17 protein-coding genes are annotated in these 22,021 nt (G+C 70.7%); 12 read left to right on the forward strand and 5 right to left on the reverse strand.

Going from position 1 to position 22,021, the window contains the following annotated elements:
- Positions 1-55: 55 nt before the first annotated feature.
- Together IEX47_RS03890 and IEX47_RS03895 are read right to left on the reverse strand one after the other, a co-directional pair.
- Complete coding sequence (locus IEX47_RS03890; RefSeq protein ID WP_188782631.1) at positions 56-1,414, reverse strand: NAD(P)/FAD-dependent oxidoreductase; 1,359 nt, start codon at positions 1,412-1,414, stop codon at positions 56-58.
- Positions 1,411-2,100 carry a transporter gene (locus IEX47_RS03895; protein WP_188782632.1) on the reverse strand — a complete coding sequence of 230 codons (690 nt, stop codon included), beginning with the start codon at positions 2,098-2,100 and terminating at the stop codon, positions 1,411-1,413. Before IEX47_RS03895 ends, IEX47_RS03890 begins: the two co-directional genes overlap by 4 nt.
- 229 nt (positions 2,101-2,329) lie before the next feature.
- Here IEX47_RS03895 and IEX47_RS03900 point away from each other — a divergent pair, with 229 nt between their 5' ends.
- The 4 genes from IEX47_RS03900 to IEX47_RS03915 all read left to right on the forward strand — a co-directional run bounded on the left by IEX47_RS03900 (position 2,330) and on the right by IEX47_RS03915 (position 7,433).
- Entirely contained in the window at positions 2,330-3,865 is a 1,536-nt protein-coding gene (locus IEX47_RS03900; RefSeq protein ID WP_188782633.1) for a flavin-containing monooxygenase, read from the forward strand.
- Complete coding sequence (locus IEX47_RS03905; RefSeq protein WP_188782634.1) at positions 3,858-4,796, forward strand: alpha/beta fold hydrolase; 939 nt, start codon at positions 3,858-3,860, stop codon at positions 4,794-4,796. The genes IEX47_RS03900 and IEX47_RS03905 overlap by 8 nt, the downstream gene beginning before the upstream one ends.
- Positions 4,780-6,168: a flavin monoamine oxidase family protein gene (locus tag IEX47_RS03910; protein WP_188782635.1), complete on the forward strand. Its 1,389-nt coding sequence runs from the start codon at positions 4,780-4,782 to the stop codon at positions 6,166-6,168. Before IEX47_RS03905 ends, IEX47_RS03910 begins: the two co-directional genes overlap by 17 nt.
- Before the next feature lie 80 nt (positions 6,169-6,248).
- Positions 6,249-7,433 (forward strand): PucR family transcriptional regulator, encoded by a 1,185-nt coding sequence (locus IEX47_RS03915; protein WP_229662600.1) that lies wholly within the window; start codon positions 6,249-6,251, stop codon positions 7,431-7,433.
- Here IEX47_RS03915 and IEX47_RS03920 read toward each other — a convergent pair.
- Together IEX47_RS03920 and IEX47_RS03925 are read right to left on the reverse strand one after the other, a co-directional pair.
- Entirely contained in the window at positions 7,430-8,821 is a 1,392-nt protein-coding gene (locus IEX47_RS03920; protein ID WP_229662601.1) for an MFS transporter, read from the reverse strand. The genes IEX47_RS03915 and IEX47_RS03920 overlap by 4 nt on opposite strands.
- Positions 8,822-8,985: 164 nt before the next feature.
- Positions 8,986-10,461 carry an amino acid permease gene (locus IEX47_RS03925; RefSeq protein WP_229662602.1) on the reverse strand — a complete coding sequence of 492 codons (1,476 nt, stop codon included), beginning with the start codon at positions 10,459-10,461 and terminating at the stop codon, positions 8,986-8,988.
- 87 nt (positions 10,462-10,548) lie between these two features.
- Between IEX47_RS03925 and IEX47_RS03930 the strand changes: the two genes are divergently transcribed.
- The 3 genes from IEX47_RS03930 (at position 10,549) to IEX47_RS03940 (ending at position 13,492) form a co-directional block, all read left to right on the forward strand.
- Positions 10,549-11,799: an aspartate aminotransferase family protein gene (locus IEX47_RS03930; RefSeq protein WP_188782638.1), complete on the forward strand. Its 1,251-nt coding sequence runs from the start codon at positions 10,549-10,551 to the stop codon at positions 11,797-11,799.
- Entirely contained in the window at positions 11,796-12,824 is a 1,029-nt protein-coding gene (locus IEX47_RS03935; protein ID WP_188782639.1) for a dihydrodipicolinate reductase, read from the forward strand. Before IEX47_RS03930 ends, IEX47_RS03935 begins: the two co-directional genes overlap by 4 nt.
- 89 nt (positions 12,825-12,913) lie before the next feature.
- Positions 12,914-13,492 carry a TetR/AcrR family transcriptional regulator gene (locus IEX47_RS03940; RefSeq protein ID WP_188782640.1) on the forward strand — a complete coding sequence of 193 codons (579 nt, stop codon included), beginning with the start codon at positions 12,914-12,916 and terminating at the stop codon, positions 13,490-13,492.
- Between the two features lie 27 nt (positions 13,493-13,519).
- Here the strand turns inward: IEX47_RS03940 and IEX47_RS03945 are convergent, their stop codons facing one another.
- On the reverse strand, positions 13,520-15,157 hold the full coding sequence (locus tag IEX47_RS03945; RefSeq protein WP_188782641.1) for a long-chain fatty acid--CoA ligase: 1,638 nt from the start codon (positions 15,155-15,157) through the stop codon (positions 13,520-13,522).
- A gap of 104 nt (positions 15,158-15,261) precedes the next feature.
- Here IEX47_RS03945 and IEX47_RS03950 point away from each other — a divergent pair, with 104 nt between their 5' ends.
- From IEX47_RS03950 to IEX47_RS03970, 5 genes are all read left to right on the forward strand, one after another.
- The gene (locus IEX47_RS03950) at positions 15,262-16,401 is read left to right on the forward strand and encodes an acyl-CoA dehydrogenase family protein (protein WP_188782642.1); all 1,140 of its coding nucleotides are present in this window, start codon (positions 15,262-15,264) and stop codon (positions 16,399-16,401) included.
- Between the two features lie 125 nt (positions 16,402-16,526).
- A complete protein-coding gene (locus IEX47_RS03955) occupies positions 16,527-17,246 on the forward strand; it encodes an ABC transporter ATP-binding protein (RefSeq protein ID WP_229662603.1) in 720 nt (239 codons plus the stop codon).
- Entirely contained in the window at positions 17,246-19,816 is a 2,571-nt protein-coding gene (locus IEX47_RS03960; protein ID WP_188782644.1) for an FtsX-like permease family protein, read from the forward strand. Before IEX47_RS03955 ends, IEX47_RS03960 begins: the two co-directional genes overlap by 1 nt.
- A gap of 12 nt (positions 19,817-19,828) precedes the next feature.
- Complete coding sequence (locus IEX47_RS03965) at positions 19,829-20,878, forward strand: hypothetical protein (RefSeq protein WP_188782645.1); 1,050 nt, start codon at positions 19,829-19,831, stop codon at positions 20,876-20,878.
- Between the two features lie 21 nt (positions 20,879-20,899).
- Complete coding sequence (locus tag IEX47_RS03970; protein WP_188782646.1) at positions 20,900-21,982, forward strand: hypothetical protein; 1,083 nt, start codon at positions 20,900-20,902, stop codon at positions 21,980-21,982.
- The last annotated feature ends 39 nt before the right edge of the window (positions 21,983-22,021 follow it).

Here is a 22,021-nt window from a genome sequence, read left to right on the forward strand (position 1 = left end):
TTCCTGTTCCGCGCCCACGACCCGTCGCGTGCGCTGGTTGGGGAGTGAAGGGGTGTCAGGCGATCGCTACGGCTGCGCGACGGGCGCGCCGCGCGCTGCCGTTGAACACGTCGCAGAGCCGGTCGAGGGCCCAGACGGTGCGCAGGCCGGCCGGGCTCATCATCAGGAACGGCGGGAACTTCGGCTCGTCGAGCCAGATGCCCTTGAGGTCGTCGTGCATGGTGCCGTCGACGATGTTGTCGGCGATCAGCGATCCGATGTACGGCGCCTGCGCGAGCCCGTGGCCGTTGCAGCAGCACGAGTACCAGATGTTGTCTGCGAGCTTGCCGGCCAGCGAGATCCACGACGACGTGATCGCGATCCAGCCACCCCAGGCCTGGGCCACCTTGACGTCGGCGAGCGACGGGAAGCGGGTGTGGAAGGCGTCCTCGAGCTCCTTGACCAGGCCCAGGTCCGGCGCCTTGTCCTTGGGCAGGGGGTAGCTGGTGCCGCGCTCGATCCGGCGGACGCCGATCACGATCGTGCCGCGCTCGGTGACCCGGAAGTGCTCCATGATCTGGTGCTGGCTGATCGTGCCGGTGCGGCTGGTCCAGCCGAGCGCCTCGATCCGCGCGGGGTCGATCGGCTCGGTCTCGGCCTCGATGAGGTAGGCGGGGACGGAGAGACGGTCGGGCGTGATGGCCCACTCGCCGGCGTAGGCGTTGGTGGAGAGCACGACCTTGTCGGCGATCACCGTGCCGCCCGGTGTCGCGATGACGACCTTGCCGTCGTCACGGCGGCGTACGTCGGTCACCTTGCTCTGCTCGTAGACCCGGGCCGAGGAGGAGATGACGTCGGCGCGCAACCCCCTGCAGAGCTTGCCGGGATTGAGCATGCCGCCGACGCCCTCCTTCATGCCGCCGACGAAGGCGCGGGGAATGCCGAGCTGCTCGGCCGTGCCCACGTGGCCGCGCCCACCGGCCTTCTTCAGGATCGCGGCACAGGTCTTGATGCGGAGCATCTGGAGGGGCGAGATCGCCACCATGGCAAGGCCGTTGGGAACGTAGTCGCACGCGATGTCGAGGTCGCGGATCTTGCCCTGGAGGTACTCCGCGGCGTGGTCGGCCAGGACCACCATGCCCTTCATCTGCCGGGGGTAGAAGAGCTTGAGCATCCGCAGGTCACCGCCGGGGGCGCCGGAGATGTGACCGCCGTTGCGCGAGCTGGATCCGTAGCCCAGGAACTCCGCCTCGATCAGGACCACGTCCTGGCCGCGCTCCGCGAGCCGCATCGTCGTGCCCATGCCGCCCACGCCGCCGCCGATCACCGCGATGTCGCACGTGACCTCGCCGCTGACGGCGGGCTGGAGGTCGGTCGGCGGGTCGATCCAGCCGCTGAAGGTGTGGAGCCTGACCTCCCGCACGTCCTGGCTCATGCCCGGGCCTCGGCAACCGGAGGTTCTGCGGCGTCGACTGCCTTGTTGTGGTCGTCGAGCTTGCGGTAGGCGAAGAAGTATGCGACGCCCTGCGAGCCCCACGTGGTGAGGGCTGCGGTGTAGAACCACGTGCGGTCAGCGTCGTCGAACCACCACGGGAAGAAGTCGTAGGTGACCGCGATGAGGCATGCCGCGAGCGTCACCAGCGTGGCCCAGAAGGCCTCCTTGCGGGCGCCGATCTGGCGCACCCGGTTGGCGAAGTAGAGGACGAACGCCGTGGTGATCAGGTTCATCACGACGTAGAAGGTCGCGACGCCGACGTGCAGGGTGTCGTCGTGCTTCCCGCCGAGCAGGATTCCGCCGATGGCCGCGAGCGAGAAGAGGCAGATGTCGACGACCGTGCCCGGCTTGTAGCGGTGGGTGACCGCCATCAGGCCGACGATGAGGATCAGCGTGGCGCCGAAGGACCGCGAGAACGCGTCGAAGGTGTAGGCCAGGCGGTAGAAGGGGCTCTCCGTGCTGCCGCTGAAGAGCGACCAGAAGAGGAAGTTGGTCCCCGACGTGCCGACGACGGCCAGCTCCAGGCCGAGCAGGTAGTTGCCGTACGTCCGGATGAGTCGCCATCCGAAGGTGAAACAGGCCGCGATCATCCAGAGATCGGACAGCAGGAAAAGCAGAACCTTCATCGGTCTCGCCCCTTCACTCTCATGTTCAAAAGACTTGATCAGATGATCGAGAGTGTGGTGTGCGACACCGGGTGTCAATGGCTTTGCGGGGCTGGACAGGCGTGCTGGACGAAGTGGGTGCACGGTGCACCGTCGTCGTCCCAAGCAGGTGCGCGCTGTCGTTGTGGCTGCGCCGCGTGCTCGTGACAGTGGGTCGCATCAGCAATGGCGCGACGAGGAGTGGGCACCCATGGCAACAGTGATCTCAGAGGCGGTCGAGCAGCTCGACATCGTCATCATCGGAGCAGGAATCTCCGGAATCGGCGCGGCGACCTACTTCACCCGCGAGCTCCCGGGACGGTCGATCGCCGTCCTCGAGGGACGCGACGACATCGGCGGCACGTGGGACCTCTTCCGCTACCCGGGCATCCGGTCGGACTCCGACCTGCACACGTTCGGCTACGAGTTCAAGCCGTGGCGCCACGAGCACGCCATCGCGGACGCGCACCTGATCAAGGACTACCTCCAGGAGACCGCGGACGAGAACGGGGTCACGCAGCTGATCCGCTTCCGCCACAAGGTCGTCCGGGCGGACTGGTCGACGGAGGACGCGCTCTGGACGCTCACGGTCGAGGTGACGGACGGCGGCACCGGTGAGACCACCACCCGGCTGATCCGCACGGAGTGGGTCTTCGCCGCGACCGGCTACTACAAGTACGACGAGGGCTTCTCGCCCGAGTTCCCCGAGCGCGACGCTTTCGGTGGCGTGGTGGTCCATCCGCAGCACTGGCCCGAGGACCTGGACTACACCGGCAAGAAGGTGGTCATCATCGGCAGCGGCGCAACCGCCGTGACGATGGTGCCGGCGATGCTCACCGGCCCGGGTGCGGCCGCGCACGTGACGATGTTGCAGCGCACGCCGACGTACATCATGTCGATGCCGCGGGTCGACAGCATGGCCCTCACCCTCACGAAGCTGCTCGGTGAGGAGCGCGGCTACGCCGCCACCCGCTTCAAGAACATCTGGATGGAGCGCGCCGTGGTCAAGGGCCTCCGTCGGTTCCCGAACGCGGGCCGGAAGCTCATCCGCCACGAGAACGTCAAGCGCCTTCCCCAGGGCTTCGACGTCGACAAGCACTTCAACCCGCCGTACAACCCCTGGGACCAGCGCCTCTGCCTGGCTCCGGACGGCGACTTCTTCGACGCCATCAAGCGCGGCGACGCCTCCGTCGTGACCGACCGGATCCTCCGCTTCAGCGAGCGCGGCATCGTGCTCGAGTCGGGCGAGGAGCTCGAGGCCGACATCATCGTGACCGCCACCGGCCTCAACATGCAGCTCTTCGGCGGCATGCCGATCGTCGTCGACGGTGAGAAGGTCGACCTCGCCCAGTCCGTGGCCTACCGCGGAATGCTCCTGAGCGGCATCCCGAACTGGGCCATGGCCATCGGCTACACGACCTCGTCGTGGACGCTGAAGGTGAGCCTCATGTGCCGCTACTTCATCGACCTGCTCCGCCACATGGAGGAGAACGGCTACCACGAGGCGGTCCCGGTGCCACAGCCCGGCATGGAGCACCGCCCGGTGATGGACCTCGCCTCCGGCTACGCCAGGCGCGGAGCACCCTTCCTGCCGAAGCAGGGCACGACGCCGCCGTGGCGGATGTCGATGTCCTACCAGGAGGACGCGAAGCTGCTCCGCGGCCCGGTCTTCGACGAGCACCTCAGGTTCAGCACCCGCCCGGTCTCGACGGTGGGTTCCGAGGAGCGGAGGACGGTCCATGTCTGAGGTGACGGAGGTGGAGGGGGTGGACCAGTTCGCCCAGCTCGCCTCAGGGATCCGGATCTGCTTCCGTGACCACGGCTCCGGGACCGATCCGGCGATCCTGCTGGTGGCCGGTCTGGGGGAGGACCAGACCTTCTGGGGCGACTCGTTCGTGGCCTCCCTCGTCGCACGGGGCTACCGCGTGATCACGATGGACAACCGTGACGTCGGCCAGTCGACGTTCGTCACGACGCCGCCGCCGGGCATCCTGCGCCAGGCCTTCGCACGGCCGCGTCAGGACGGCTACACCCTCGCCGACATGGCACGGGACTGCGTGGGGGTGCTCGATCATCTCGGCATCGAGCAGGTGCACCTCGTCGGTCGCTCGATGGGCGGCATGATCGCGCAGACCGTCGCGGCCACGTCCCCGCAGCGTGTCCTGTCGCTGACCTCGATCTACTCCACGACGGGCTCGACGAAGGTCGGTCAGCCCGCGAAGTCGACGATCCGCCTGCTCGTGACGGCCCCGGCCCTCAGGACGCGCACCGACGCCGTGCGCGCGCACCTGCGGCTGACGCAGCACATCGCGGGGTCGGCGTACCCGATCGACGACGCCGAGGAGGCGCGGATCGCCGCACGTGGCTGGGACCGCAGCGCCGGGGACCCGGCCGACGGCGTCGCCCGGCAGATCCAGGCGATCCAGCGCTCCGGCGACCGCACGGCCCAGCTGCGCACCATCACGGCACCCACCCTCGTCATCCACGGCGACCGCGACCTCATGGTCGCGCCGAGCGGTGGCGTGGCGAGCGCCGCGGCGATCCCGTCGGCACAGCACGTGGTGATCCCCGGCATGGGCCACCACATCCCCGCATCACTCGTCGAACCCATCACGCGGTACATCGCCGGACAGGCCGACCGCGTCACCGCAGGAGGAAACCATGTCGAAATCTCGTGACGTCGCAGCCATGCCGGCGTACGCCGATGTCGTGATCGTCGGGGCCGGCTTCGCCGGTCTCAGTGCCGCGGACCGGCTCAGCAGCCTGGGCCACTCCGTCCTCGTGCTCGAGGGCCGCGACCGCGTGGGCGGCCGCTCCTTCACCGGCGAGGTCGCCGGCGTGAAGGTCGACCTTGGCGCCACCTGGGTCTCGAAGCGGCACAGCGCCATCCGCAACCTCGCCGAGCGCATGGGGTGCACGACGACGCCGCAGTTCAGCCAGGGGCGCAACGTCCTGTGGCTGGCCAAGCGGCGGCACACCTACAACGGCACCATCCCCAAGCTCTCGCCGGCCACCCTGGTGAACATGGGCCGGATCCAGCTGGCTCTCGACAAGCTGGCGAGCACCATCAACCCCGACGCCCCCTGGGCCTCCCCGCGCGCCGCCGAGTTCGATGCCATCTCGTTCGAGGAGTGGCTGGACCGCAAGCGCGCCCGGGCGACCACCCGCGCGATGATGACCATCGTCTCGAAGGTGGAGTGGGGCTGCCAGCCCAGCGACGTGTCGCTGCTGCACGTGCTGCGCACCATCCGAGCCTTCGGTGGCTTCGACCACATGCTCGACAACGAGGGTGGCATGCAGGACGAGCGGTATCGCGAGACCACGCAGGAGATCGCCGTCCGGCTCGCCGCATCCCTCGGTGACCGCGTGGTCACCGACGCCCCCGTCCGCCGCATCGAGCAGGACGACACCGGTGTCACGGTCTTCACCGACACGGCGCAGGTCGAGGCGACGTACGCGATCGTCACGACGGCCACCGAGCACCGGCTGGGCATCGATTTCGAGCCGGCGTTGCCCGAAGTGGCGCAGGGACTCGCCCGGTCCTGGGGGCTGGGCAAGCTCAGCAAGGCCTTCGTGGCGTACGACCGGCCGTTCTGGCGCACCAACGGCCTCTCGGGTGAGGCCGTGACGGACACCGGGGCGGTCTTCATCACCTACGACGTCTCGCCCGACCCGGCAGGGCCGGGCATCCTCATGGCGTTCTGCGACCCGCGCGTGTTCGACACGCATCCGCCGGAGGTTCGACGCGAGATGGTCGTGCGGCAGCTGACCGACCTCTACGGGCCGCATGCCGCGAATCCGATCGACTACATCGACCACTGCTGGAACCTCGAGCCGTTCGCCCCGGGCGGACCGAACCCTGTCGTCGCTCCCCACGCAGCGCTGCGATACGGCCCGGCCCTGACCGAGCCCCACGGGCGGATCCACTGGGCCGGCACCGAGACGGCGGGCGAGTGGACCGGGAGCATGAACGGCGCTGTGCTCACGGGTCTGCGCGCAGCGGAGCGGATCGCCGCCCGTCTGAGGGTCGACCACGGAGTGCTCGCATAACTGTTCCGGCACCACCGGAGCACGGCAGACTGCCGTTCATGGAACAACTGTGGCCGCTTCCTTCGCCGGAGGCCGCGGACGTGATCAGGGCAGTCTGCCAGGTGCTCGTCGCCGAGGCGGACGAGCTGACCGATGTGCTGACGGGGCCGGCGCGCGTGGCCCAGAACGATCCCGCGCTCGATTCCGATGCGTCGCTGGCGGTCGAGGACCGGCAGCTCAACCGCTCCGATCTGCTGCAGTGGCTGACCTCCAACATCCAGCATCCCGGCCGTCGCGTGGACCCCTACCTGGGCCCGCGGGCCACGGCGTACATCCGTGACCTGGCGGCGCGCGGCCTGGCTCCGGACTTCGCCAACGGCTGGCGCGCAGCCCTCGCGGTCGCGTGGCGGCACTGGCTCACGCAGTGTGTCGCCACCTGCACCGACCCGGACCTCCTGGTCGACGTCCTGGACATCACGGCCCAGTCGATGGGGCAGTACGCCGTCGACTGGTTCGGGGTGCTGCGTGAGGCCAGCCTCGCCGATGCGCTGGGCAATGCCGATGCCGGTGCGATCGCGATGATCCAGACGATCGCCAGCGGCACCTCCATCCCGCAGGAGTACGCCGAGGGGCGGCTCAACTACCGCCTCGCGCGTCCCCACCAGGCGCTCGTGCTCTGGGTCGACGATCCCGAGCACGTGGACGCCCTCGAGGACGTCGTGACGGCGCTGCGCACCTCGCCCGCCGGGCGCAATGCGCTCGTCGCACGCGCGAGCACCACGTCACGCTGGATCTGGCTCTCCGGCAACACCGCGCCCGACCTGCACCACATCGAGAAGCTGATCACCGGCAGTCCGTTCGTGCGGACCGCGGTCGGCCGGCGCGGGCCGGGGCTCGACGGTTTCCGCTCGAGCCACCAGGACGCCCTGGCGGCCCAGGCGATGATCGTCAGGCTCGGCTCGCGCCGACGCTTCACGGCGTACGCCGACGTCGAGCTGATCGACACGCTGACGAAGGACCGCGCGAGTGCGCGCCGGTTCGTCGTGCACACGCTCGGACCGCTCGCGGAGGCGGACGAGGCGTTGCGCCAGACCCTGCTGACCTACGTGCAGTGTGGCTTCAACACCACGCGCGCTGCAGCGACGCTCTACGCCCACCGGAACACCGTCGAGAGGCGGGTCTCGCGGGCCAACGAGCTGTCGACCGTGAAGGTCGAGGAGAACCCGACCCACGTCGCCGCGGCCCTGCTCGTGCTCGATGTCGCGCCCGACATCGCCTCCGACTAGCTCCCGGCGTGGTGGGCCGGCTCGGCGTCCTCGAGGCGCTTGAACCAGCGCAGGGCCGGCATCGCCAGCATCGTGACCCCGGCCAGCGTCACGAACGCGAGGGACGGTCGGGTCACCAGGAGGCCGACGATCGTGGCGATGACGACGCCGCCCAGGTTGCCGGCGAGCCAGATCAGACCGGCCGCGGTGCCCTCGGCGTCCGGCGCGTGCTGCTCGGTCAGCGCGAGGACGATGGGCAGGGCGGGCAGCAGGACGAAGCCGACGCCGATCAGCATGACGTAGGCCATCAGGGTGCTCGGGATCATGGCGAGGTGCAGACAGGCGCCTGCCGTGATCACGATGCCGGCACCCATGAGCGGGAACTCCCGGCGGTGCTTCTCGGCCCACACGGGCACGATGCCGCAGCCGATGACGCCGGCGATCATCGTGAATGCCAGGATCAGGCCGGCGCTCGTCTCGGACACGCCGGCCGGCTCGAGGAGTGCGGGTGCGTACGTCGCAAGCGCGATGAAGGTGCCCATCGGAATGGTGACGACGGCACAGAGCCGGCGCAGGTGACGGTTGCCGAAGGCGGAGCGGAGGGCCCGCAGGCCGTTCTCCGAGGGGATGGAGTCGACGCCCGCCAGCGGACGCACGAAGTGCAGGGCGCCGAGGAAGCAGAAGCCGGCGTCCATGGCGATCATCGCGGTGATCATCGTGAGGGTGCGGATGTGGTCCTCGCCGGGCAGGGCCGCCCCGAGCAGGTAGCCGACGACCATGCCCGCGAAGGTCGCCGACGAGGCGATGGCGATCCCTGCGGTGCGGTCCTTCTCGGCGAGATAGACGACGGCCAGGCCGGTGATGGCGTTGAGGATGAAGGGCTGGCCCGCCGCGGCGACGCACTGGCCGGCGAGTGCCCAGGTGTAGTCGTCGGCGACCAGACGGAGGAACGCGCCGCCGGCGGTCAGCAGTACGCCGAGGACGAGCGCCGGACGGAAGAAGCGGTCCAGGACGAGGCCGGCCGGAATGGCGAGGACCACGTAGACGAGCGGGAAGACCGAGGAGAGCCAGCCGATCGCCGTGATCGAGACGCCGAAGTGGTGCGCGGCATCGCCGGTCACCGGGGCGTAGTTCACCAGGAGCGCCTGGGTCGCGGCGGCGAGGACGCCGTACGCGAGGATCACCGACCAGCGGCTCCTCGCGGGCTGCTCGGGCTTGGCGGAGGGGGAGATCTCCTCGACGAGGCGCACCGGAGCTGTGGGGGCGGGTCGCCTCCGGGGTGCTTCCAGGCCGAACGACTCGTTCCGCCGCTGTGCCGAGCGTCGGATGACGACCGTGGCGACGGCGCCGGCGCCTGCGGCAGCAACGGCCCCGGACGTCCGCGGGGGGATGGTCGGTTCGCGCAGCATCGGGGATGCTCCTCTCGCTCGGTCGTGATGCAGACCACTTTCAGGTGCGGGTCGCGGAGAGGGCTACGACACCGCGCACCCGGATCCAGGCAGCCCGGTGCACCATGCACTCACCGCTTGGACATGCAAGGAGTGCACGGTGCCGCGTGCTCGGGGCCTTCCGGTCAGCGGACGGGCGCGGGCGCCGCCTGCTCGTGACGCGCACGTGAGCGTGGCCCGGCGTCTCCCCGGGCGATCCGGCGACGCAGGACGAGGAGCCACCAGCCGGTGCCCAGGACCATCAGCGCGGCGAGCGGGATGACGTTCGGGCGGAAGTCCGGCAGCAGGGTCAGCGCGGCCATGAAGCCGCTGAACGCGAGCAGGCCGATGATGTGGAGCGGCCTGCGCCAGCGACCGAGGTCGAAGAAGCCGGGCTCGGTCGGAGGGAAGTTGCCGCGCGCATCGGCGACGAGCATGCCCGCGGTCGTCAGGATGTAGACGCCGACGTAGCCGATGGTCGCCATGCCGAGGATGTAGGCGAACGCCCTCTCGTTGAAGAGTGCGGTGACGAGGAAGAACGTCGCGATGATCGCGGAGCCCCCGAGGGCGCCGGTCGGGATCTTGTGCTTCGGCGACACCGTGTCGAAGAGCCGCGAGAACGGCGTCATGTTGTCGCGCGACATGGCGTAGAGCAGGCGCGACGCGACGAGCATGTTCGCCAGCACGCAGACCAGGATGTTGGTCAGGGCGATCGCGACGACGACGTCGGCGAAGGCGGGGGAGACCTGCGCGGAGATGATCGCCTCGATCGGCGTCGCACTGGCCGCGACGGCGTCCTCGTCGCCGATCGCGAGCAGGAACGTCACGTACATGAAGAACTCGATCGCGGCAGCCGTGGCGAGCGCCAGGAACATGGTGCGCGGGATGACCCGTCGCGCGGACCTGGTCTCCTCGGCGATGTCGGCGGGCGCCTCGACCCCGAGGAGGCCGAACATGGCGCCGAGGCTGGCCACCATCCAGGCGAAGACGTACGGCGACGAGGCGGTGTCGCCGTGTGAGGCCAGGTAGCTCACCGGCTGGCCGTCGTGCCGGACCAGCACGACGAGGATCAGGACGAACGCCGTGATCCCGACCGTGAGGATGATCTCGAGCATCACGCCGATGTTGTTGATCGCGGTCGCGAGCCGGATGCCGTAGACGTTGATCAGCAGGCAGACGAAGAGGACGACTGCGGTGATGCCGACCAGGTGCGGTGTCGTCTCCGCGATACCGCACAGTCCGGCGAAGTAGGTCGCGAAGGTGTAGGCGACGCCGGTGAAGCCGGAGATGAAGCCGATCAGGCCGAGGTAGCCCGTGAACCAGCCGAGGCTGGGGTGCACGAGCCGGCTGGTCCACTGGTAGGCGTATCCGGCGAGCGGCAGCTTGACCGCGAGGTCGGCCGCGATCATCGCCCAGACCGCGAAGACCAGGAAGACCAGCGGCAGGGTCCACACGAAGGCCGGGCCGGCCGTGAGAAGGCCGAAGCCGAAGCCGGCGTAGACGGCCGTGGTGGCGCTGATCAGCGCGAAGCCCACGCAGAACGAGGCGAAGGGCGTGACGGCCCGGTCGAGCTCCTGGTCGTAGCCGAACTGCCTCAGGTCGACGTCGTCGTGATCGGTCATGGTCTGCCTGTCTCTCGGGAACTGTGGAAACATGATCAAGTGATACAGTCGAATGAACAAGACCTTTCGGCAAGGAGATCCTGACTGATGGCTCTGGAGAGTTCGCGTGCCGCCTTCGAGCGGGCGGGCCGCAGCATCGGCGGCGGCGTGGGGTCGGGCCTCCGCTCCGCCATGCGTCCCCACCCCCTGTTCGTCCGCGAGGCGCGCGGCGCCCACGTCTGGGACCTCGACGGCGACCGGTACGTCGACTACGTCATGGCCTGGGGGCCGCTCGTCCTGGGCCACGGCCATCCGCACGTGGTCGATGCCGTCCGTGACGTCGCCACCCGGATGCAGGTGGTCGGCACGGGCCACGAGCTGGAGTACCTCGCCGCCGAGGCCGTGCTCGACGCCGTGCCGCATGGAGAGCGCCTGGTCTGGAGCAACACCGGCACGGAGGCGGTCCAGGTGGCGCTCCGGCTCGCCCGCGCGGCCACCGGCCGGCGCCGGGTCCTGAAGTTCGCCCGGAGCTACCACGGCTGGCACGACTCGGTGTACGCCGGCCTGGCCGAGGCCGACAGTGACCAGCCGGCGCTGCCCGCCAGCCGGGGACAGAGCCCGACGGGGCTCGACGACCTCGTGGTCGGACGCTTCAACGACATCGCCATGGCGGAGCGCCTGCTGGCCGAGGCGCGGGAGCGCGACATCGCCGCGGTGCTGGTCGACCCGATCGTCAGCAACGGCGGCGTCGAGGCTCCACTGCCCGACTTCCTCCCCACGCTCCGTGCGCTCTGCGACCAGCACGGTGTCGTGCTCGTCTTCGACGAGGTGATCACCGGCTTCCGCATCGCGCGTGGCGGCGCGGCGGAGAAGTACGGCGTCCGCCCCGACCTGTCGGTCTTCGGCAAGGCGATCGCCGGCGGGTTCACGCAGAGCGCCGTCGTCGGACGGGCCGACCTCGTCGACCAGGTGACGGCCGGTGTCGTCCATGCGGGCACCTTCAACTCGAACCCGATCGCCATGGCTGCGGTCGAGGCGACCATGCAGGTCCTCGCCGACCCGACGGTCTACGACCGCCTCGAGACGGTGGCGGCGTACTTCGACACGACCGTGGGCAAGGTGCTCGCCGACGCTCCCGAGGGCGGCAGCCTCAACCGGGTCGGCTCGCTTCTGCAGTACGTCCCCGACGGGGGCGGCACCGGTCTGCACGGCACGGGCGGCCGCTGGGACGCGATCCTCGAGGGGATGCTGCGGCGCGGGTTCCTGTTCATGCCGTCGGGCAAGGTCTTCCTCTCGACGGCGCACACCGAGTCCGACGTGGACGCGACGGCGGACGCGCTCGCCGAGGTGCTCGCATGACGGGTCAGTTGAGGGTCGCGATCGTCGGGCTCGGAGCGACAGGGCTCGCCATCGCCGAGGTGCTCGCTCGACGCGCCGACTGCGAGCTCGTCGGCGCCGTCGACCTCCGCCCCGAGCTCGCCGGCGTCTCCCTGTCATCGGTCGTCGACGGCGCTCCAACGGTCGCGGTCGTCGCGACAACGGCCGACCTTCCCGAGGTCGATGTGGCCGTCGTGGCGACCTCCTCCTGGCTCGAGGGGATCGAGGCGACTCTCACCGCGCTGCTGGTCCGCGGGACCAACGTGGTCTCGATCTGCGAGGAGCTGCGCGACCCGGAGTACGCCCATCCCGAGGTCGTCGCCCGCCTCGACACGCTGGCGCGTGCCAACGGAGTCTCGGTGCTGGGCACGGGCTGCAACCCCGGCATGCTCATGGACACGCTTCCCCTGGTGCTGAGTGGCCTCACGACGGGCGTCGAGCGGATCTCGGTGCGGCGTACGGCCGACATGCGGCGGTACGGCGCGATCCTCCACAAGTTCGGCCTCGGCCTGACCCCGGAGGAGTTCGACGTACGCCGGGCTGCCGGGCAGGTCATGGGCCACGTGGGGTTCGACCAGAGCATCGCGGCTCTCGCCCGAGGTCTCGAGTGGGACCTCGACGCGATCGTGGTCGAGCCGGTCGAACGGGACGTGCTCGCTGCGGGGGACCGGGTGGGGGAGCACCTCACGGTGCCCGCCGGTACGGTCGCGGGCGTCGTGCACCGCGCGCGAGGCCTCGTCGGCGGAACGGCGGTCGTGGAGCTCGCGACCCGGTTCGGGATCTTCGAGGAGACCGATGAGCTCGAGCGCGGCGACTCACTGACCATCGTCGGGCGGGAGCAGACGATCCGGGTCGACGCTCCGGGCGGCTACGAGAGCTTCCTGTCGACCGTGGCGATGGCGGCGAACGCGGTCTCGGCCGTTGCAGCGGCAGAGCCCGGGTTCCGCACCATCCTCGACCTGCCGGTCAGGACCCTCGCCAGCAAGGGAGCCCGTACGGCGCGCTGATCTCCCTCTCGCCCTCTCCCCGCACCAGGGCCTGCTAGTCTCGACTTGTTCAAACGACTTAGTCGAGATCGACGGGCCCTGGAGGCGAAGTGGCACACGTTCCCACCGAAGTACGGCGACAGCAGTTCATCGAGGCTGCGATCGAGGTCATCGCCCGGGAGGGAGCGGACGGCGCGACGACCCGCAAGATCGCCGAGGCTGCCGGTGCTCCACTGGCCACGCTGCACTACTGCTTCCAGACCAAGGAGAACCTGCTCTGGGCGATCTTCGAGCACCTCCACCAGATCGTCCAGGCCGACCTCGAGGCAGCCGTGCCTGACGCGCGCCCGGCGGCCGACATCGCCGCCGACCTGCTCAACGGGACGATGCGGCGTGCCGCATCCGAGCCCGCCGCGAACCGGGCCCAGGTCGAGATCTGGCTCTGGGCCGAGCGCAACGACCCGGCGATGGCGGTGAAGCAGTACGACACCTACCTCCAGGCGTGGATGGGCTTCCTGCGGGCGGCCACGCCGCCTCTCCCCGAGGAGCGCCTGGAGACGGTGGTCCGCGTGATCTTCGGACTGATCGACGGCCTCAACATGCAGCTGATCACGCATGGTGACGAGGAGATGATCCTCCGGGAGACCGCGACCGCGACGGCGATGCTCACGGCGTACCTCGGCGACTGAGGCGCCGCCGCGCGGCGGTCCCGCGCCTCATGGCGCGTAGGTGATCGCCAGCTCGCCGGCGGCGTACAGCCGTCGCAGTGTCTTCTTGTCGAACTTGCCGACGCTGGTCTTCGGCACCGCGTCGACGAAGGCCCAGCGCTCGGGGAGCTGCCACCGCGCCCAGCTGTCGGCCAGGTGGGCGCGCAGGGTGATGACGTCGGCATCGGCGCCGTCGGCGAGCGCGACGGCGACGCACGGCCGCTCGTCCCACCTGTCGTCGGGTACGCCGAAGACGGCCGCCTCCGCGACGGCCGGGTGCGCCATGACGTCGTTCTCCATCTCCACCGACGAGATCCACTCACCGCCGGACTTGATGACGTCCTTGGCGCGGTCGACCAGCGTGAGGTAGCCGTCGGGCGTGATCCTGCCGATGTCGCCCGTCCGCAGCCAGCCGTCGTCGAAGTGGTCGCCCGCGTCGGCGGTCGGGGAGGGTGCGTAGTACGCGCCGGTGACCCACGGACCGCGGACCTGCAGCTCGCCGAGGGAGCTGCCGTCGTGCGGCACGACGGCGCCCTCGTCGTCGACGATCCGGTGTTCGACCAGTGCCGGGAACTGCCCCTGGGTCAGCCGGTACTGCCAGGCCTCGTCGTCAGGACGGTCGGCGGGCGGGTGGGCCACCGTGCTGACCGCGGACGTCTCCGTCATTCCCCAGGCGTGGACGATCCGCACGCCGTGCCGCTCCTCGAAGGCCTGCATCAGCGCGGGAGGCACCGCGGACCCGCCGACGAAGGCCTCACTCAGGTGGCTGATGTCCTGCGGGTGCGACGCGAGGCGGGCGAGGATCCCGGACCAGATCGTCGGGACGGCCGCCGCGCGGGTGGGCCGGCCCGCGGCCATGAGTGCCAGCAGTGGCTCGGGCTGCAGGTGCTGGTCAGGCATCAGCAGCGAGGCACCGGACATCAGTGCTGCGAACGGGAGGCTCCAGGCGTTGACGTGGAACATCGGGACGATCGCCAGGCAGCGCTCGCGCGGAGACAGGCCCATCGCGCCGGGAGTCGTCAGGTGCATCGCGTGCAGGTAGAGCGAGCGGTGGGAGTAGACCACGCCCTTGGGGTCGCCCGTGGTGCCGGAGGTGTAGCACATGGTCGCCGCGGCGTCCTCGTCGACGACGGGGAAGTCGTAGGTGGCGGGCTCCTGCGCGAGCAGCTGCTCGTACGCGTGGACGGTGACGTGGGCCGGCGCCTCGAGGGCGCCGGCATCGCCGTTGACGACGATCACGTGGCGGACCGTCGCCAGCTGCGGCAAGAGCGGGGTGAACGTGTCGAGCAGCGACCCGTCGACGAAGACCACCCGGTCCTCGGCGTGGTTGGCGATGTAGACGAGCTGCTCGGGGAAGAGGCGGATGTTCAGGGCGTGCAGCACCGCGCCCATCGCCGGGACCGCGGCGTAGACCTCGAGGTGCTCGCCGTTGTTCCACATGAACGTCGCAACGCGGTCGGAGCGATGGACGCCCAGGCGGGTCAGGGCATGCGCGACCTGGGCGGCTCGAGCGCCCAGCTCGCCGTACGTCCTGGTGCGGGTGGTCTCACCGGTCCAGGTGGTGACGGTCGACCTGGCGTGCACGGTGGTGGCGTAGCGCAGGAGTCGGCTCAGTGAGAGTGGTTGGTCCTGCATGGTGCTCCGCATCGCGGCCTCCGTCTGATCAAACGACCTAGTCAATTGACTATACACAGCGTAGGGTCTGGACACCCGGGGGTCGGTGGTGTCGTGGAGCTCGGAAGGAGTCTCGGGTGGACAGTGCTCGGCAGCTCGGTGCCGTGGACGAGGAGGCGCACTGCCCAGGCCTCCGCGAGCTGCTGGCGACAGCGTGCGCCCCCTCGAGCGTCGCCCGTCTTGGGGCCGGCGACCGGTCAGCGGTGTCGTCGCTCTGGGCGGGACTGGCGGGCCTCGGACTCCCGAGCCTGCTCGTGCCGGAGAGGCTGGGCGGCGCCGGGGCGTCGGCGCGGGAGGCCGCCGCCGTGCTGGAGGAGCTGGGTCGACATCTGGCTCCGGTCCCCTTCCTGGCCAGTGCCGTCGTCGCGACGCGCATCCTGCTCGACGCAGGCCATGGCCTCGTCGGCGACCTTGCGACGGGCGCCCGCCGGGCCGCGCTCGTGGTCCCGTGGGCGACCGCCGCCGAGGATGCCGCGGCTGCTTGCCTGGTCTCCGTCGGCGCCGACGGTCGCCTGCGTGGCCGTGTTCCCGGCGTGGCGGGGTCATGGGATGCCGACATCCTGATCGTGCCGGTCGCCGGTGCGGAGGGAGTCGCGCTCCACCTGGTCGCGGCGACGGACGCGGCCCTCGTGCCGCGGGTGACCCCCGATCCGTCGCGCCTGCTCGCCGACGTCCACTTCGCCGGCGTTCCCGCCGAGCCTGTGATGGCTGATGCCGGCGCGACGTTGCGCCGGGCGCTCCACATGGACGCGGCGCTCCGCGCGGCCGAGCAGGTCGGCATGGCCACGCGCTGCCTGGACCTGGCTGTCGAGCACCTCGACTCGACGCTGCGGGACGGCAGCGCGGGGGAGGAGTTCGGGTCGGTGCTGCGCCGGCTGGACGACCTGCACGTCGAGATCGAGAGCGGACGGGTGCTCGCCGCGTTCGCGGCCGCGGTCGTCGAGGCGGGGGAGCGGGCCGACCTCTCGGTCGCCGTCGCCGGGGCGCACTGCGGTGCGCTGGTGCGACGCGCGGCGGAGGAGGTGCAGCGATCGTGTCGCGGTGCGGACCGAGGTGTGGACGAGCTCGCCCGGCTGCTCCTGGGGCGCGCGGAGGCGGACGTCGGCGCGGCCGGAGCGCGTGTGCTGGACGGCGCGGCGCGGGTCCGCGTCGCGGCCCGTGCCCTCACGGCCATCGGACCGCCTCGGGCTGTCCATGGACTGGGCATACCGGGCTGAATTCTGGAGATTCCTTGACACCAAGTGACTGAGTTAACAGACTCGATCACATGATTAGGTCAGTTGATCAGTTCGTTGTACCCTGCACAACCGACGCAGGGCGTCCGGAGTCCGGCGCGATCGTCGTGGCGCGCGGCCTGAGGCGCACCTACCGCGCACCGGACGGGTCCGAGATCCGTGCGCTCGACGACGTCGACCTCGACGTGCAGCGCGGCGAGCTGACCGTGATCGCCGGGCCTTCCGGCTCCGGCAAGTCGACGCTCCTCCAGGTCCTCGCCGGCCTCGACCGGCCCGACAGCGGCTCGGTCCACATCGGCGGCCAGGACATCACGCGCGGGGGTGACCGCACGCTGTCCCGCATGCGACGCCGCCGGCTCGGCTTCGTCTTCCAGTCGTTCAACCTGATCGACTCGCTGACGGCGCGCGAGAACATCGCCCTTCCGATGCAGCTCGACGGCCGGAAGGTCGACGAGGCCCGCATGCAGTCACTCGCTGACTCCCTCGGGCTGGGGGAGCGCCTCGACCACTACCCGACGCAGCTGTCCGGCGGTCAGCAGCAGCGCATCGCCGTCGTGCGTGCACTGGTCTCCGACCCCGAGGTCGTCTTCGCCGACGAGCCCACGGCGTCGCTGGACACGCAGTCGGGCGAGCAGATGATCGCCACCCTGCTCGAGGTCGCGCACCATCACGGCCACGCCGTCGTCGCCATCAGCCACGACCCGAAGGTCGAGCAGGCCGGCGACAAGGTCTACCGCATGGCCGCCGGCCAGCTGACGCTGGTCCGCTCCAACGAGGCTGCGCGCACCGACTTCAGCCCCGCCGCTCCCTGGGCGGGGCAGCACTGATGACCGTCCGCCAGCGGGCGAGGTCGCGCTTCGACGTCCTCGTCCGGGCCCTCGCCTTCGTGGCCCTCGCCGACGTACGCCGGAGGCCGGCGCGTGCCGTCGTCGCGATCGGGACGATCGCGCTCGGTGCGGCGGCGCTGGCGACGGCGTTCGTCCTCGGAGCGAGCATGCACACCGCGATCGACACCGGCCTCACCGTGCAGTACGCCGGCGTCGACGTCGTCGACAAGGCGGGCGTGGCCACCGGCCAGGATGCTGTCAGCACTGGCTCCTCGGGCGTCGAGGGGTTCTCGGCGCGCGACCAGCACCGGATCGGCGCCCTGCGTGACGTCGACGCCTACGGCACGTCGTACAGCGCCGTCGCCGTGGCCCAGGTCGGCGCGGTGACGCGTGCCGTCACCCTCGACTCCCTGAACACCCATCGTCCCTTCCAGTGGCAGCGATGGGCGGACGGGCGGGCGCCGGCGGCCGCAGGTGAGATCGCGCTGTCGGGCTACACGCTCGACCAGCTGCACATCGGTCTCGGCGACCTCGTCGCCATCAGCCAGCCGGGCATCGGCCGGTTCAGCTTCCGCGTCGTCGGCGTCGTCGACACCCGCGGCGTGCTCCAGTACCAGCGGACCATGTACGGCGTCGCCAGTACGGCCTCGGTGCGGCAGCTCTCGGGGCTCTCCGCACCCAACTCGCTGCTCGTCAAGGCCGTCTCCGGCGCCGATCCCGGTGCCGTCGTCAACGCGATCAACTCCGTCGCACCGCGCGGGCTGCCGCAGTCGACCGATGACATCCTCAATGCTGACAAGAGCCTTGCTCTCACCCAGATCAACGCACTCAACGCCGTCATCGCCGGGCTCGCCGGTGTCGCCTCTCTGGTCGCAGCGGTCACGGCCATGACGACCGCCGGTGCGAGCCTCGCCGCACGCCGGAGGAGCTGGGCGCTCCTGCGCTGCGTGGGTGCCGATCGCCGCTACGTCGCCGGCATGGTCGCCGGCGAGGCGCTGCTGGTGGGCCTCGTCGGCGGTGTCATCGGCGTCCTCGTCGGTGTGGGCCTCGCCCGGCTGGCGGCACCGCTGGTCGGCCTCGTGCCCGGTCTGCCCGCGTTGCAGTCCGACTCCTTCACCGTGCCCGGCTACGCCATCTGGGTGCCGCTGCTCGTGGCGCTCCTGCTCGCGGCTGCGGGCTCCCTCGTCCCGGCCTGGCTCGCTGCCCGGATCCCGCCCTCGGCAGCCCTGCAGTCCTCCCCGCCGTCGGCGCGGCCACCGTCACGACTGCGAACCGTCGTCGCGCTCGTGCTGACCGCGGGCGGAGCCGTCGCTGCGATCGTCGGCATGCAGGCCGCGTCCGGCATGGCGAGTGGAGCCGGCGTCCTGGCCATGCTGGTCGGCTTCGGCCTCCTCCTCGCCGTGACCCTGCGCGCCGTGGCCGGAGCCGTCGGGGCGGGGGTCTCCTCGGCGGACCGCAAGCTCGGCCTGCTCGACGTCGTACGCCGTCCGCGTGCCGCCACGGTGGAGGCCGTCGCCATCACGCTGGCGGTCGGGATGATCGCCATGTCGATGGTCTGCCTCGCGTCGGTCCAGGGGGCCACGTCGGCTCGCCTGGACACGTCACCGTCGCCGGACCTGATGGTCGGTCTCGTCACCGGAGCGCCGATCGCGAAGGAGACGGTGAGCAGCCTCGCCGCCGTTCCCGGCGTCGCCGAGGCGGTGCCCGTGACCTTCGGCAGCGGCATCTCGGTGCGCGGCCGCGGCCACGACGGCAAGGTCGTGCTCACGACCGGGACGGCGGGTGGTGATGCCACGGCGCTCGGTGTGGGGCTGCCGTTCGGGTTCCCGGTGCACGAGGTCCGTGACGACACCGTCTACATCCGGTCGAGCGGCTTCCCGCCCTTCTTCCGGGGCAAGCCGGTGACGGTGCGCGGGCCGCACGGGCGCATCCCCGGCATGCACGTCCAGTACGTCGACGACCTTCCGGTGCCGTCCCTGGTCAGTCGCGCCGCCCTGAAGAAGGTCTCCGGGCCCACGACGGTCAACGAGGTCTGGCTCAAGCTGGCTGCCGGAGCGGACCGGGCGAAGGTGGTCGACCAGGTCACCGGCATCGCGATCCTCGGCGGTCAGCTGCAGGTGAGTGGTGCAGCGATCCTCGACCTCCGGGTGGCGAGCGCCTTCGCGACGGCGCGTGCGGCGGCGGTGGGCATCCTGTCGATCGCGGTCCTCGTTGCGGTGATCGGTGCCGCTGCGACCGCCGCACTCTCCGTCAACGAGCGCGCGCGCACGCACGCCATGCTCCGCGCGATCGGACTCGAGCGCACCAGCCTGCACGGCCTGCTGTCGCTCAGGCTCACCGTGGTGGCGGGCATCGCGGCGTGCTTCGGGGTGGTGGCCGGCTCCTTGCTGGGGGTAGTCGCCGGCGGCTCGGTGGCGCAGCTGCTCGACCTGGATCCACACGTCGTGCTTCCCGTGCTCCCCATCGCCGTGGTCGTCGTGCTGACCGTCTTCGCGGTGCGCCTGACTGCCCTGGTGCCCGTCGAACGCGCGTCGTACGTCCCGCCGTCCCGCGCCCTGTCCCAAGCCTGAGGAGAAGAATCCGTGAAGGACCACCAGCCCGCCGCGACGCTCGTCGCGGCCCTCATCGCCGTGAGCGCTGTCGCGTTCGCCGTTCCGGGCGCAGCGCTCGGAGCGGAGTCTGTGCCGGAGGGCGGCTCGGCCACGTACCAGTGCCAGGGCGACTACGGCACCAAGCCGGCGAGCACGCCGGTGACGTTCGCCCTGGTCAGCCCGCCTGACTCCGCCCGGCCGGGGGACACCCTGTCGCTCAGCGGCAACCTCGGCGTGGCGCTCTCCGACGCGGACGTCAAGGCGTCCAGGGCCCTCTTCGGCCAGGACGCGAAGATCGATGCGACCGACTTCAACCTCGTCGTCCACGTGGGCGACGAGACGCGGAACCTGAAGCCGAGCTCGGTGGTCAGCACCGCCGTCCCGCTCAAGTCCCCTCTCGTCCTCAGTGCCAACGTCTCCTATCCGGACCTGACCGTTCCGTCGGATGCCCGTGGGGCCGTGGTCATCGACATGCCGGCGGCGAAGGACACCTCCACCAGGATCGTCGGCGCTCCGGCGAAGGTCACGTTCACGGCCCACGTCGCGCAGACCGGCCTGCTGCCCTCCCAGCGCAACTTCGCCTGCTGGACGGACGACGACCCCGGCCCGGAGGCGCGGATCGCCCGGATCCCGTTGGCGACTGAAGGTCCGCATGCGGCACAGGCAGCGGGTGGGGCGACGTCCGGAGCCGCCTCCCCGGGGGCTGCTTCCGCCGGCGGTGCCTCGGCGCCGCCGGCCGACTCCCAGCCGGGGGAGGCGGCGCCGCTCTCGCAGGCGGTTCCCGCGGTTGCTGAGGCGGTGCAGGGCGGGCCGTCGGCTGATGCAGCGCCAGTGACGCGACCGGCCACCGTCGGCACGTCGACGAAGACGTCGATGGCCAGCGCCTCGATACCGGCCGCAACGCGCAGCGGCGCCACCTTCGTGGCGGGGTGGGTCCTCGGGCTCTTCCTCGCCGTCTTCCCGGGAGCCGCGGTCGCGGGTGCCCTCCTCCAGCGGCGCCGGCTGCGGCGCCTGAGCGCCGTTGCCGCGGCCTCTTCCTGACCCCCGTCCCAGAAATCGGAGTTGACCACCATGAAGTCCTCGTTCCGGCAGCGCGCTGCCCTTGCCGCAGCGGTCTCCCTTGTCGGGCTGGCCTCCACCGGCTGGACCGTGCCCTCCGTCGGCGCCACCCAGGGCGGTGCAACGGGTCAGGGCGCCTACATCTGTCAGTCCAGGCCCAAGGGGCTGCCGGTGGAGTCGTACGACGTCACGCTCAGGATGTCGCTCAATGCGCCGACCTCGGTGCGGCCCGGTCAGACGGTGTCGCTGTCCGGCACGGCGAGCATGCAGTTCCCCGAGAAGGCCTATCAGGACGGCAAGGCCGTCGGCGAGACCGAGGCGGACGGCTACTCGAGCACCCTGTCGGTCGCCACCACGGCGAACGGCAGGACGACCGATGTCGCGGCGAACCGCTGGCAGACGGCGCCGTTCCCGTGGACCGACCCGGTCGTGATCACGGCGCCGATCACGTTCCAGCCGTTCACGGTGCCGGCCAATGCCAGCGGGAGCGTCACGATCACCCTCCCGCGCAACGAGCGCCGGGCTCCCAACACCGCCACCTCCAGCCCCGCGACGGTTGCCTTCAACGGTGTCGCGAACAACAAGACCGCGCTCGGCAACGTCTCCGAGAACCTCGGCTGCTACCTGCAGGGAACCGCGCCGATCGTGATCGCGCGGATCCCCGTGACAGCGACCGCGACGGCGCCGGCAGCCGGCACGGGAGCCTCGGGTGGCCAGCGCGCGGTGACCTCGTCCGCAGCCGCCTCGTCGGCCACGGGCAGCGCGGGAGGCACGGGCAGCGCCACGCCCCAGGCCGCCGCTGCCGACCCTTCCCTCCCGGATCCGGGAGCCGGTGGGGTCGCGGCACCCGCAGGCGGGGTGGCAGCGGAAGGCGCGTCCGTGGCGGCGCCGTACGCCGGGGACGCGGCGCTGCAGAGCCAGGGCGGGGCCGCCTACCCGACGGCCACGGCCCCGCGCTCGGGCGTCTTCGTGAACACGAACGTGCTCCTGCTCTCCGGTGGCCTGGTCTGCCTGGTCGCCCTCGGCTATGCGCTCCTGTCGCAGTACCGCCTCCGCAACCTGAAGCGGACGATGGAGCTCGAATAGATTTGATCACCTGATACAGTCAGATGATCAACTCGAAGG

The sequence above is a fragment of the Nocardioides phosphati genome (assembly GCF_014646375.1).
In the GTDB taxonomy this organism is placed as follows: Bacteria; Actinomycetota; Actinomycetes; order Propionibacteriales; family Nocardioidaceae; genus Nocardioides; species Nocardioides phosphati.